This is a genomic window from Streptomyces achromogenes, from assembly GCF_030816715.1.
GTDB classification, from domain to species: Bacteria; Actinomycetota; Actinomycetes; order Streptomycetales; family Streptomycetaceae; genus Streptomyces; species Streptomyces achromogenes_A.
This window is the reverse complement of record NZ_JAUSYH010000001.1, coordinates 8,609,971-8,622,663: the sequence shown is the minus strand read 5'-3', so window position 1 is coordinate 8,622,663 and position 12,693 is coordinate 8,609,971. Positions and strand designations below refer to the sequence as shown.

Below are 12,693 nucleotides of genomic sequence, written 5' to 3'. Positions count from 1 at the left end.
TCCTCTTCGTTCGTTCGCTACGAGGTCGCACGTGCCCACGGTCCGGCACCTCGGATCACCTCGGATCGAGGTGGGTGCCGGTCGGCACCGCCACACCACGCCGTCTCCGGACCCGAAGAGAACGGGCGTTCCCGGGACCAGGCGGGGCGGGGTGGTGCTGTCGGACCGTCGGGCCACGAGGCTGTCGGGCTGTCCGCCGTTTCAGCCGGTGCGACAGCCACAGCCTCGGATGCCCCCTGGGCCTGGGACAACAGCCGCCGCCACCCTGCAACGGTGGGCCGATCCCACCCCCGGTCACCTGCGCGAACAAGAAAGCCTGGGATGCCCGTCCGGGATGCGGATGTCGCGCGGAACCGGCCGAACCCCCGTGCGTGAGGACGCCGGGCGGGCGGAGTCGGGATGTCCTTGATCAGTCGATGGATGATCACTCCGGCGGCCCGAGTCGGGTGGTCAGCGTGCGGGAGTCAGTTCTGCCTCCTGCTGCGGCTGTTCCTCCACCTGCGCCTCAGCCCCGCCGAACCATGCGACCGCGACCGCGCCTGCCACCGCAAGGACGAACCCGAGCATCGCCATCCAGGCGAGACCAGGCCGTGAGGCGTCGCCGAGCCACAGCACGCCGATCGCGCCGGGCAGCACGGTCTCGCCGACGACCAGGGCCGCCGTGGCCCCGTTGACCGAACCGATCTGCAACGCGACGGTGTGCAGGTACATCCCCCCTACGCCGGCCGTCACGATCGCGTACAGGGCAGGATCCGTCAGCATGGCGGCCGGATCGAAGGGAGCGACGCCGTTCAGGACGCGGACGCCCACGCCGAGCGCGCCGAAACCGAGTCCCGACAGCAGGCCGGCGAGGATCGCGGCGCGGGGACCGACGAGGCGTACCGCAAGCGTGCCGCCCGCCATCAGAGCAAGCGAGATCGCCAGAAGCCACCAGTGCGTGGCGATCGGGGTGCCGTGTCCGCTGCCCTCCTCCCCCGCCGCGGTCGCTAGCAGGACGAGCGCCGCGCAGACCACGCCGATGGACGTCCACTCGGCGCGAGTCAGCCGGACCTGGAGGAGCCGGACGCTCAGCACGGCGGTGATGATCAGGTTGGCGCTGATCACGGTCTGCGAGAGGAACAGCGGCAGCAGCCGAGCAGCCAGTGCGCCGAGCGCGAAGCCCACGAAGTCCAGGACCGTACCGACGATGAACTCCCAGGTCATCGCGGCCTTCGCGGTCGAGGACAGACTGGGTCCCCCGTACTGGGTGCGGGCCGTGGTGGCCGCGTCGCTCCGCGCGGACCTGCGGGACCCGACGGCTTGCAGGACCGAGCCCGTGCCGTAACAGACGGACGCCGCAACGGCCGTCACCAAGCCGATCAACACGATTCGCTCCGTTCCTGATGCGCACCGACTCGGCGCCATCTCGGTTGACCAGACGGCATACGGCCACGGAGCGTTGCCTCGCCGTCGACTTCGACGCCCGCGAACGGAGGGCCGGTGCGCCGGATGGAGTGCTGGGCAGTGCGCCGCACGCCCGCCCCGTTCTCTCCCCCGCCGGCGCGCGACCGGCTGACCCGATCCCCCCTGTCCACGTCATGGCTGCTCTGTGTTCGTGGCTGCCGTGCGGTCACCGGACTGCGGTCTCGTCTGAGCGGGGAGGTGAAGGGGAGCGGCCGGTGTGTCGGAGGTGTAGGCGTCGGCGTCGAAGCGGCGCAGGCGGCGCACGAGGCGTCCGGTGGACCACGGCCAGGCGAAGGTGTTCTGCCCGGTGGCCGTGAAGTAGTAGCTGTCGCAGCCGCCCGTGTTGTAGACCGTGCCGGCGAGCGCCTCCTGAACGGCGCTGTTGTGCGCGGCCTGTGCGGCCGGCCGGACGTGCAGGACGCGGCGACCGCCTTGGTCGAGGTGGGCCAACGCGGCGATGAGGTAGGTCAGCTGGGCTTCGAGAACCGTGATCGCGGAGGTGGAGCCTCCGAGCAGGTTGGGGCCCAGCAGCAGGAAGAGGTTGGGAAAACCGCTCACGGTGGTGCCCAGGTACGCCTGCGGTGCACCGCCCCACGCCTCGTGGAGCGTCTGACCGTGCGCGCCGTGCAGGGTCGTGGCCAGTGGCAGCTCACCGACGTGGAAGCCGGTGGCCTCGATGATCACGTCGGTGCGGACGGTGGTGCCGTCGGCACCCATGACCTTGTTTCCGCGTACGGCGCTTACGGCGGTGGGATGCAGGTGCACGTGCGGCTGGGACAGGGCCCGGTAGAAGGTGCTCGACGTCAGCAGACGCTTGCAGCCCAGCCGGTACGGGGGTGTCAGGTGACCGCGTAACTGTCCGTCACGGACCGCGAGGCGTAGGTGTGCGCGGGCACCGGCCTCGAGGAGGCGGGCGGCCTGCGGATGGCGGAAGGCGTAACCGAAGCCCTCCTGCAAGGTGTACTGACCGGCGCGCAGGACGCTGCGCGCGCCGGGGACGTGGTCCACCAGCCGGTTGAGTACCGCGGGTACCGGCAGATCGGGTTTGGGCAGCACCCACTGAGCTGTGCGTTGAAAGAGGTTCACGGCCGCGGTCCGTGACTCGATGGCGGGGACGATCTGGACGGCGGAGGCACCGCCGCCCACCACGGTCACCCGCCGCCCGGTGAGATCGACGCCGTGGTCCCACCGTGCGGAGTGGAACACGGGACCGTCGAAGTCCTCGATCCCGGGAACCTCCAGGCGGCGCGGGACGTGCCATGGGCCGGTGGCCAGGACCAGTACCGCCGCGCGGTAGGGCCCTTCGCTGGTCTCCAGCAGCCAGCGGCCGGCCGCACCGTCCCATCGCGCGCCCAGCACCTGGACGCCACAGCGCAGCAGTTCGCCGAGACGGTACCGCTCGGCCGTCTCCCGCAGATAGGCGAGAATCTCCCGCTGCCCGGCGAAGACCCTGCTCCACCCCGCGTTCGGGGTGAAGGAGTAGCTGTAGAGAGTCGAGGGCACGTCGCAGGCGCAGCCCGGGTAGGTGTTGTCGCGCCAGGTGCCGCCGAGTTGTGTCGCCTTCTCCAGAACGAGGACGTCGTCAAACCCTGCCTCGCGAAGCCGTACGGCGGCCCCGATCCCGGAGATGCCCGCTCCCACGACCACGGCCCGCACGTCCCTGACAGGCCGCGCCCCCTGCGTCGGAATCACAGGGAGGCTCCAGCCGGGCAACGGGCGCACAGACAACGGACCCCGCCGAGTTCGCGCAGCGCCGTTCGGCGGGCGGGATCGCACAACGGCGTATGAGATCCCTCTACTTGGGCGGCAGTGCCGGACGGAGAGTAGGTCGGGGACGAGGCCCGCCTGAGTCGCGTGATCACCTATCGCCAACGATCACGACGCCACATCGTCACCGCACCCGATCAAACAGGTTTCCCTGCGCTTTCACGCCGTCGGGCTCCGGCCGGGCCCGGAGCCCACCGATGCCGAGCACGAGGGACTCACGGTTCCCGCGCACAAGACAGTGGACGCGGAAGACGACGGGTGGGCGTCAGGGCCGCATGTCTTCCAGGTCCTCGAGGAGGCTGGAGTTCCTCGGCCGGCGGGATGTCGAGGTCGGGGCCCCCGGCTGCGGGTGACGGACGACGCCGGAACCCGGCAGATGCTTCACGAACAGCTGAGTGACCACGTGTTTGCACCGGTGCCGATCGGGTGGATGCGGTTGCCCCCGGCGCCGAGACCGCCGGGGGTGACGCGGGCGCCGGAGCTGGCCGGGCCGGACAGCAGCAGCCGCAGCGGCCCGCGCGTCACGTCGGCGAAGGCGGGGGCGGGGTGACTGCGGAGGGTGAAGCCGAGATGGCCGGTGTAGAAGTCGATGGCTTCCTGGACGTCGTCGACGAGGTAGCGGACACCGGCGAACGGACTGGGTGTGTTCACTGCTTCACCTCCTGTGGCGTGGCGACGAGCAGAGGCACCAGGTAGCGGATGCGGGTGTCGATCTCTGCCGCCGTGCGGACGAATGCGGGGTGGCCGGCGGGGCCGGACCCGGTGGTCGCCGTGGGGTCGGGGATGCTCCAGTGGACCAGCCCCGACCGGCCTGCGCCGAACTCGGGGCAGACCTCTCGGACCTTGTCGCACAGGCTGATCACGTAGTCGAACCGGCGGCCGAGCAGCGTCTCCAGGTGGCGTGGACGCTGCCCCGAGATGTCGACGCCGTGCTGCTCGCGCAGAACCTGTACGGCGTCGCCATGGATACCGGGTCTGGGGTGGCTGCCGGCGCTGGTCACGTCGACCTGACCGTCGGTGCGGTGGCGCAGCAGCGCCTCGGCGATCGGTGAGCGGGCGCTGTTGCCGGTGCAGGCGAACAGGACGGCGGGCCGTCTCGCCGTACGCGTCGGGGAGCGCGGCAGCGGTGACGGGACGGGGGCGAGACGCAGCGCCGGGTGCAGGGCGCCACCGGCGTCGGCGAGCCCATGGGCACATCGCTCCAGGTCCAGGTGGTAGTAGCTGTCGCGGGCGTCGAAACTGCTGCGGCGGGCGGTGACGAGCCCTGCGCCGCGCAGCAGCCGCAGATGGTAGGAGACCAGGTTCTGCGGCTGGCCGACCCGTTGCACCAGCTCGCGGACCCGGTAGTCGCTCGCGGCCAGTTCGGCCAGCAGCTTCCACCGCAGCGGGTGGGCGGCCAGCCGCAAGAACGCGGGGGCCGCAGCCTCAGAAGGCCTCATGAATCCAAAATACATCAAACCCCGTTGATGTACCTTGCTGCCCGGGAGTTCCCGCCCCTCCAAGCCGGAAGACGGAGGCACGTCATGAACCAGCCCACCGGGCCCGCGTCACCTCACCTCCAGCGGCGGCTCGGCGTCGCGGACGCCGTCCTCATCGGACTGGGCTCGATGATCGGCGCGGGCATCTTCGCGGCGCTCGCCCCGGCCGCCCGCGCGGCCGGTTCCGGACTGCTGGTCGCGCTGGCGGTGGCCGCTGCGGTGGCGTACTGCAACGCCACGTCCTCCGCCCGGCTGGCCGCCCGCTACCCGGCCTCCGGCGGCACCTACGTCTACGGCCGCGAACGCCTCGGCGACTTCTGGGGCTACCTGGCCGGCTGGGCCTTCGTGATCGGCAAGACCGCCTCCTGTGCGGCGATGGCACTGACCGTCGGTTCGTACGTGTGGCCCGAGCACGCCCACGCGGTGGCGGCCGCCGCGGTGGTGGCGCTCACCGCCGTGAACTACGCCGGGATCCAGAAGTCCGCGTGGCTGACCCGGGCCGTCGTCGCCGTCGTGCTGACGGTGCTGGCAGCGGTCGTGGTCGCCTGCCTCACCTCGTCGGCGGCGAACGCGGGCCGGCTGGACGTCGACGCCGACGCCACCCTCACCGGCGTACTTCAGGCCGCGGGTCTGCTGTTCTTCGCCTTCGCCGGGTACGCCCGCATCGCCACGCTCGGCGAGGAAGTCCGCGATCCGGCGCGCACGATCCCCCGTGCCGTCCCGCTCGCCCTCGGCATCACGCTGGTCGTCTACGCGGCCGTGGCGGTCGCCGTCCTCACGGTGCTCGGCCCCCGTGGGCTGGGCGAGGCGACCGCGCCGCTCTCGGACGCGGTGCGGGCCGCGGGGGCGGACCGGCTGGCGCCCGTCGTCCGGGGCGGGGCGGCCGTCGCCGCACTCGGGTCCCTGCTCGCCCTGATCCTGGGCGTCTCCCGCACCACCCTGGCGATGGCCCGGGACCGGCACCTGCCCCATGTCCTGGCCGCCGTTCATCCGCGCTTCCAGGTGCCGCACCGCGCCGAACTGCTGGTGGGCGCCGTCGTCGTGGTGCTGGCCGCCACCACCGACGTACGCGGCGCGATCGGCTTCTCCTCCTTCGGCGTCCTCGTCTACTACGCCGTGGCCAACGCCTCGGCCTGGACGCTCACAGCGGACGAGAACCGCCCCGCGCGCATCGTCCCCGCAGCCGGCCTGGCCGGCTGCCTGCTGCTCGCCTTCACCCTGCCCGCCGCGTCCATCGCGTGGGGAAGCACGGTCATCGCCGCAGGCATCGCCGCCTACGGAACACGCCGGGCCATCACCGCGCGCCGGGCGTCCTGAACCGCGCGGCACGAGGGCAGGACAGTGAGACCCGGGCCTCAGCACACCGTCCCGGCCGCCCGAGCCCATGACGGAAGCGGCGACCCCGCTGTCCGCAGCCCACCGACGCGGTCGTCCCGCCGCTTCGTCGTTCGCGCTCCCCGGGGAACCCGCCGACCGGTGGTGCCCCATCCGGGTGTGGCTTGCTTGACCAGCCGGGGCGTCGACCGCAGAGTCGGAATGCGGCGCCGCAGCACCGCCAACCCTGCCGACCGGCCCGCCCCGTCCACGGGCACCAGGAGGCCCTGACATCCGGGAGCGGCTGATCCGATGGTCCTCGACCTGGTGGTGATCGGTACCGCCGTCACCCTGGGGCCCCTGCACAACAGCGCCTTCATCCTGCTGCTCTCCTCGCGGCGCGGCGTTCGCCAGGGACTGGCGTTCCTGTTGTCGTGGCTGGCCAACCTGATCGTGGTGATCACCTGCGTTCTGCTGCTGACCGGCGCTCAGCCCCCGGCCCGTCACAGCGCGCCCTCGACCGCCGTGCTCGCCGCGAAGGTCGCCCTCGGCCTGGCGCTGGTCCTCTACGGCGCACACCGGCACCGCCGACCGCCCCGCCCGCACGGCCCGCCGCGCTGGACCGCCCGGATCGACAACGCGTCGCCGGCCGCGGCGGCCGGACTGGCGTGGATGCTGCAGCCCTGGGCGCTGGTCGGCGCCGGCGCCGCGACCGCCGTCGACGCGGACCTCTCCACCCTCGCCGACTGGCTCGCGCTGACCGCCTATTGCCTGCTCGCCACCCTCAGCCTCATCGTCATGGAGATGTACGCGGTCCGGGCTCCCACGGTCGCGAACGCCCGGTTGAACGCCCTGCGCAGCTGGCTCGCGCAGCACCAGGAGCAGCTGATCGTCACGCTCACCCTGCTGACGGGCCTGTGGCTGACGGCCCGGAGCATCGCCGAACTGGTCGCCTGACCGGGGCAGGCGATGCCCGGTGCGGGGCCGGCCGAGGAATGCGCCGGACCCCGCCGGGCCTCATGGATACCGCCGGCAGCATCCGTGAGACACCGCTGGCGGCGTCCGTGAACCTGGGCCTAATTCCCGCAAGATCGCTGAAGAAACCAGGCTGACCAGCCGTATGTTCTTCGATTCGCCGGGCACGAGGACCATCGGAGGTTGATAACTATGGTTCCCCTGCTTCTCGTTCTTCTGCTGGCTCTGATCCTGTTCGGCGCGGGTTTCGCGCTGAAGGCACTGTGGTGGATCGCCGTCATCGTGCTGGTCGTCTGGCTGCTGGGCTTCGTCATGCGCAGCGCGGACACCGGCGGCCGCAAGGGCCGCTGGTATCGCTGGTAGTCACCGACACGACCACCTGCCTGTGGGCCCCGGGAACACCCGGGGCCCACAGGCATGATCCGCCCCAGGGCGTCCCTTCGGGCAACCGATGTGACCCCACGCCGCCGGGCACGAGACCTCAGGCACGTCGGTCAACGGAGGTCCGGCCGCTGGACGGACTCGGGGGTGACGCCCGTGGCGTCCGTGCCGTCCACGTCGTCGGCCCTCGGCTGTGGCGCGGGCCCGAGGCGCGGCGCGGCGGGTTCGGGCAGGCCGCGGAAGATCAGCCAGCTCAGCAGGGGCATCACGGCGAGAGGCGCCAGGGCGGTCTGCAGCGACGTGGCGTCGGCGAGGCTGCCGATGACGGGGCCGGCCAGGCCGCCGGTGCTGACGGTCAGGCCGAGGGTGATCCCGCTGGCCGTGCCGACCCGCGAGGGCAGGTAGTCCTGACCGAGCGTCACCTGCAGTGAGAAGGGCACGTACAGGCTTGCCGAGGTCAGCGCCAGGAACAGGTAGACGACCGGGCCCGGCACCCACACCACGCCCGCGACGGCCGCGACGGCGACCAGGTACGACCGGCGCGAGACCGACACCCGGTCCCGGCGGCTCGCCAGAAATCCGCCCAGCACCGAGCCGAGCGCACTGCCGAGGTAGAGCACGGTCAGGGCCGCGGTGCCGACGGCCGTACCGCCGCCCAGGCGCTGGCGGGCGTAGAGCGAGATGAAGGTGCTCAGACCGACGAACGCGATCGAGCGGAAGACCACGGCCAGTGACAGCTTCACGAAGGAGGCGAGGTCGTCGCTTCCGGCCGGTCCCGTCGTACCCGGTCCGGGTGCCTGCTTCCGCTGCAGGGCGCGCACCACGGGCAGGCACAGTGCGGCGCCGGCCAGGGCCGGCAGCACCAGCAGCGGCGTCCAGCGCAGTCCCCCGGTGGCCACCACGGCGGCGACCAGGAGCGGGGCCGACGCGAAGCCGACGTTGCCGCCGGTGGAGAACCAGCCCATGGCCCGGTGACTGCCCTGGCCGGCGATTCGGGCGACCCGGGCGGACTCCGGGTGATAGGCGGCCACACCGACCCCCGAGACGGCGACGCACACGAGCGTGAGCGGGTAGGAACCGCTCAGTCCGCTCAGCGCGACGCCGACACCGCCGAGCAGCGTGCCGACCGGCAACAGCCAGGGCATCGCCCAACGGTCGGTGAGCGCGCCGAACACCGGCTGCGCCACCGAGGACAGCAACGAGGCGGCCAGCACGATGCCCGAGGCGACCGCGTAGGTGTAGGAACGCTCGGCGACGAAGAACGGCACCAAGGACGCCACGGCGCCCTGATAGACGTCGACGCAGGCGTGCCCGACGGACAGCAGAGTGATCGATGTGTTCCTTCGCACCCCGCCATCGTCCGGACCCCCTCCCGTGTCGCGCTTCCGATAACCTGCCGGATGATGCCGAACATCCGCCATGAGCCGATCGCTCCGACCCGCACCCAGCGGCTGGCCCCCGGCGGCGCGATCGACGCCCATCGGCACGACGACCACCAGATCGTCTACGCCGGCCGCGGAGTGCTGGCCGTGACGACGGGCGCGGGCTCCTGGGTCGCCCCCGGCAACCGCGCCATCTGGGTGCCGGCCGGCGTCGACCATGCCCACCGGGCCCACGGCGAACTCGAACTGCATCTGATGGGGCTGCCCGCCACCGACAACCCGCTCGGCCTCGACACACCGACCGTGCTGGCCGTCGGCCCGCTGCTGCGTGAACTGATCATCGCCTACACCCACGCACCCGACGACGACAGCCCCGAACGGGCCCGGCTGCGCGCGGTACTGATCGACCGGTTGCGGACGTCCCCCCAGGAGCCGCTGCATCTGCCCACACCGGCCGCGCCCCTGTTGCGCACGCTGTGCGACGTCCTGCGGGCCGACCCGGCCGACTCCAGCACGCTCGCCGAGCTGGGCAGCCGGGTCGGCGCAAGTGACCGCACGCTGTCCCGGCTGTTCCGCAGCGACCTCGGCATGACCTTCCCCCAGTGGCGCACCCAGTTGAGGCTTCAGCACGCCCTGGTCCTGCTCGCCGAGAAGGAACCGGTGACCGCGGTGGCCCACCGGTGCGGCTGGTCCTCGGCCAGCGCCTTCATCGACGTCTTCCGGCGCACCTTCGGCCACACACCGGGCTCCCGTCCGAAACGCTGACCGACGACCCGCCCCGCCCCGCTCCGGCCTCGGCCGCCCACGCTGGTACACATGGGTGATGGCAGGCGACGACTCCAGTGGTTTTCAGGCAGGGCAGTCGGGACTGATCGTGCGGGTCCCCGAGGCGGAGCCCGTCGTCCGAGCGTGGCGTGAGCGGCTGGACCCCTCGGCCCGGGCGGGCGTTCCGGCCCATGTCACCGTCCTCTTCCCGTTCCTCGACGAGAGCAGCGTCGACGACGGTGTGTGTGCTGCCGTCGCGGAAGTGATCGGGCGTCACCGGCCCTTCGAGGTCCGGTTCGAGCGCTGCGGGCGATTCCCGGGGAGTTTGTACCTCGTCCCCGAGCCGGGCATCCCCTTCGTTCGGCTCACCGAGGCGATCGCGGACCGGTGGCCGCAGCATCCGCCGTTCGGCGGGCGGTTCGACGAGGTCGTCCCGCATCTCACCATCGCCCAGGGGCAGGACGACGCCGTGCTGGAGGAGGTCGAGGCCGGCCTGCGCGACCGGCTCCCCGTCACCGGACGCGTGTCGTCGGTCGACCTGATGGTCCACGACGGAACAGGCTGGCGGCACCGGGCGTCGTTCGCGCTCCGGTGATCCCTGCCGCCGGCCGCCGATCAGCCTCCGGCCTGCCGGGCCCCGGTGCGGGCGAGGGGGCGGTCGGCGCCGGGTTCGTCAGTCCCGCGCCGTGCGGTGCGGCGTACGGATGGCGTCGATGATGCGGGTCCAGTTGTCGCCGCCGTGGCCGTCGTCGATCGCACGGCGGTAGTGAGCCTGCACCGCCAGGGGTAGCGCGAGGTCGAGACCGAGCGACGTACTGGTCTCGACGATGTGGTCCGACGTCGCGCCCATCATGGTGACTGTGCTGAGGTCACCGGGATGCTCTCCGGCGTCCAGCGCGGTGCCGGGGGTGGCTTCACCGGCCCGCAGGATGGCGCCGATCGTGTCGGTGAAGGACAACAGCTCCGGCAGTGCTTCCGCGGCCTTCATCCCTGCGGTACCCAGCATGGCGGTGGCATGCATCAGTGCCGACAACGTGGTGAGGAACACCGCGAGCTGGGCTTGGTACATCATCTGGGCGAGACCCGGATCCGCGCCCAGATACCTCGCCGTGCCGAGCGGGGCCAACGCCGCCCCGTGACGCTCCATCACTTCGCCGGCCCCACTGTAGAAGACGGACGCGGCGTCGGTGCCGACCATCGGCGCGGGGACCATGACACCGCCGGTGAGGAAGGCGGCGTGGTGTCCCGCTGCCCAGGCGGCCGCCCGGCGCGTGCGGTCCGGCGTGTCCGAGCTCAGGTTGACCAGAGTCCGGCCGGCGAGTGACGCGGTGGCGCCGTCGAGGACGTCGTACATCGCCTGGTAGTCGGTGAGACTCAGGATCACGAGGTCGCTCGCTTCGACCGCTTCGGCGGGCGTCGGGGCGAGCCTCGCGCCGTCGGCGACGACGCCGTCGGCCCGGCCGGCGGTGCGGTTCCAGACGGTGACCGGGTGGCCGGCGGCGAGGAGGGTGCGGGTCATGGCCTGGCCCATCGGGCCCAGTCCGATCACGGTGACAGCGCTGTTCAGCCTGGTGGAGTGGTGCTGTTGTTCGTTCACCCCTCCATGCTCGAACAGCGTCACTAGTCTCGGAAGTACCCACTATTTTCTGCGGTACTTACCTCTATGTAAGGGTGATCAGTGATGGCCAGGACGCCCAGAAGCGGGCCCTATATCTGTGGTATCGACGCCGCGCTCGATGTGGTCAGCGGCAAGTGGAAGGGGCTGATCCTCTGGGAGCTCGACGCCCATCGCGTACGGCGCTTCTCCGAGCTCCGTCGCGCTCTGCACGGGGTGAGCGAGAAGATGCTGACCCAGCATCTGCGGGAGATGGAGAACGACGGACTCGTGCACCGGGAGGTCTACGCCGAGGTCCCACCACGGGTGGAGTACTCCCTGACCGAGCACGGCCACACCCTGAACCAGGCGCTCGAGCCGCTCGGCGCCTGGGGCGGTGAGCGGTTACGTCGCGGGGGCTTCGAGGTGTTCGACGCCGTGGAGTCCTCGGGCGGCTGAGGACGACGGAACGTGCCCACACCCCGCCTGCCGAGCACGGACGCTCTCCCCCGAGCGTCCGTGCTCGGCACGGGGAAGAGCGTGGAGGCGTGCCGTCGCCCCTGGCAGACTGTCGCCATGACGGAGGAGGAACTCGGGACGGTGCAACGGGAGCTCGCCACGGCTCGCGCGGAACGCGACGTGCTGCGACGAGAACTCGGCGACCTGAGAGCCCGGCTGTGCATCAAACTCGGCATCGGCCGGGAGGGTCCGATCCGGGACGAGGTCACCGCACTCGGCGTTGCCACCGACGCCGAGATCGTCGGCGAGGTGCAGCGCCTCCAGGACGAGCTGGCGAGCTTCAGGTCGACGGAGGAAGCCGAGGAGCGGCGATGGTCGGGTATCGATGCCCTGATCACGGAGAACCGCCGGATTCACGCGATCCAGGCCATCCGCTCCGAGTTCGGAACGAGCCTGCACCTGGCCGTGGAACTGCTCAACGAGCGATACACCCGACTACGACGCAGACACCCCGACCGCTTCGGCAAGAGCGCTGACACTTACTGGGAGGGGTTCCACTCCTTCTGACGGCTGACCACCATCACCACAGGACTCGACGTCAGCCGCCCCGGGGACATCGAAAGGCCGCCGACCGGTTGGGTACTGAACCCGCCGTGCCGCGAGGCCGACGGGTAGGACGGCTTGCTCGCGCCCTTCTCGACCCACGCCGCGCACTCCCGGTCGTGGCGATGGCTGACGACGCTGCTGATGCCGGTCGGGTCGCCGGCCTTCCACCGGGTGATCCTCGCCGCCTCCGGCAACGGGTCACCCTGGCCCTTTTTCGACGTACAGACCGTGGACGACGGCGCACCAACCGTGGTTGCACACCTGCATGCCGAGGACGCGGGAGCAGGATGCTGCGCGGCAGTGAGACCGCTCACACCGGTGACAGCCGGGCGCCGGCGGGTGCGGTGGGGGAAGCGCCGAAGTCCCCGGTAGGTCAACGGCGTCCGACAACGCCGGGTGCTGCTTCTCCGTGGGGCCCGGTGCCCGAGCCGCGGCCTTGCCCATACGACGCCGACAACCGCGGCGTTGATTTGCCCGTCCTCTCCGGGGAAGCGGCCAATCGCCCCCTCGAAGACCTGGTTGTCCGTTG

Annotated in this window: 13 protein-coding genes; 7 read left to right on the top strand and 6 right to left on the bottom strand. The window is 71.4% G+C overall.

Features of this window, described 5'->3' with window-relative positions; genetic code table 11:
* Window positions 1–450: 450 nt before the first annotated feature.
* The 4 genes from QF032_RS37895 to QF032_RS37880 form a co-directional block, all read right to left on the bottom strand.
* Window positions 451–1,365, bottom strand: coding sequence for a hypothetical protein (locus QF032_RS37895; protein ID WP_307049106.1), 915 nt, complete (start codon window positions 1,363–1,365; stop codon window positions 451–453).
* Between the two features lie 210 nt (window positions 1,366–1,575).
* Window positions 1,576–3,135 (bottom strand): flavin-containing monooxygenase, encoded by a 1,560-nt coding sequence (locus QF032_RS37890; protein ID WP_307059654.1) that lies wholly within the window; start codon window positions 3,133–3,135, stop codon window positions 1,576–1,578.
* Window positions 3,136–3,591: 456 nt separating this feature from the next.
* Entirely contained in the window at window positions 3,592–3,861 is a 270-nt protein-coding gene (locus QF032_RS37885; protein ID WP_307059652.1) for a VOC family protein, read from the bottom strand.
* The gene (locus QF032_RS37880; RefSeq protein WP_307049100.1) at window positions 3,858–4,649 is read right to left on the bottom strand and encodes an arsenate reductase/protein-tyrosine-phosphatase family protein; all 792 of its coding nucleotides are present in this window, start codon (window positions 4,647–4,649) and stop codon (window positions 3,858–3,860) included. Before QF032_RS37880 ends, QF032_RS37885 begins: the two co-directional genes overlap by 4 nt.
* 84 nt (window positions 4,650–4,733) lie before the next feature.
* Between QF032_RS37880 and QF032_RS37875 the strand changes: the two genes are divergently transcribed.
* From QF032_RS37875 to QF032_RS37865, 3 genes are all read left to right on the top strand, one after another.
* The gene (locus QF032_RS37875; protein WP_307059650.1) at window positions 4,734–6,005 is read left to right on the top strand and encodes an APC family permease; all 1,272 of its coding nucleotides are present in this window, start codon (window positions 4,734–4,736) and stop codon (window positions 6,003–6,005) included.
* Window positions 6,006–6,314: 309 nt separating this feature from the next.
* Window positions 6,315–6,959 (top strand): GAP family protein, encoded by a 645-nt coding sequence (locus QF032_RS37870; protein WP_307059648.1) that lies wholly within the window; start codon window positions 6,315–6,317, stop codon window positions 6,957–6,959.
* A 210-nt stretch (window positions 6,960–7,169) separates the two neighbouring features.
* Window positions 7,170–7,340, top strand: a complete 171-nt coding sequence (locus tag QF032_RS37865; RefSeq protein WP_030933194.1) for a DUF5670 family protein — start codon at window positions 7,170–7,172, stop codon at window positions 7,338–7,340.
* Window positions 7,341–7,471: 131 nt separating this feature from the next.
* Here the strand turns inward: QF032_RS37865 and QF032_RS37860 are convergent, their stop codons facing one another.
* Window positions 7,472–8,707 (bottom strand): MFS transporter, encoded by a 1,236-nt coding sequence (locus QF032_RS37860; RefSeq protein WP_307049088.1) that lies wholly within the window; start codon window positions 8,705–8,707, stop codon window positions 7,472–7,474.
* A gap of 54 nt (window positions 8,708–8,761) precedes the next feature.
* On the opposite strand from QF032_RS37860, the gene QF032_RS37855 reads away from it, so the two are divergent.
* On the top strand, window positions 8,762–9,505 hold the full coding sequence (locus QF032_RS37855) for an AraC family transcriptional regulator (RefSeq protein ID WP_307060521.1): 744 nt from the start codon (window positions 8,762–8,764) through the stop codon (window positions 9,503–9,505).
* Window positions 9,506–9,563: 58 nt separating this feature from the next.
* Window positions 9,564–10,100 (top strand): 2'-5' RNA ligase family protein, encoded by a 537-nt coding sequence (locus QF032_RS37850; RefSeq protein ID WP_307049086.1) that lies wholly within the window; start codon window positions 9,564–9,566, stop codon window positions 10,098–10,100.
* Window positions 10,101–10,178: 78 nt separating this feature from the next.
* Here QF032_RS37850 and QF032_RS37845 read toward each other — a convergent pair whose 3' ends face one another.
* Window positions 10,179–11,102 (bottom strand): NAD(P)-dependent oxidoreductase, encoded by a 924-nt coding sequence (locus QF032_RS37845; RefSeq protein ID WP_307049083.1) that lies wholly within the window; start codon window positions 11,100–11,102, stop codon window positions 10,179–10,181.
* Between the two features lie 84 nt (window positions 11,103–11,186).
* Here QF032_RS37845 and QF032_RS37840 point away from each other — a divergent pair, with 84 nt between their 5' ends.
* Together QF032_RS37840 and QF032_RS37835 are read left to right on the top strand one after the other, a co-directional pair.
* Entirely contained in the window at window positions 11,187–11,558 is a 372-nt protein-coding gene (locus QF032_RS37840) for a winged helix-turn-helix transcriptional regulator (protein ID WP_307049081.1), read from the top strand.
* Window positions 11,559–11,675: 117 nt separating this feature from the next.
* On the top strand, window positions 11,676–12,125 hold the full coding sequence (locus QF032_RS37835) for a hypothetical protein (protein WP_307049079.1): 450 nt from the start codon (window positions 11,676–11,678) through the stop codon (window positions 12,123–12,125).
* Window positions 12,126–12,693 lie beyond the last annotated feature (568 nt).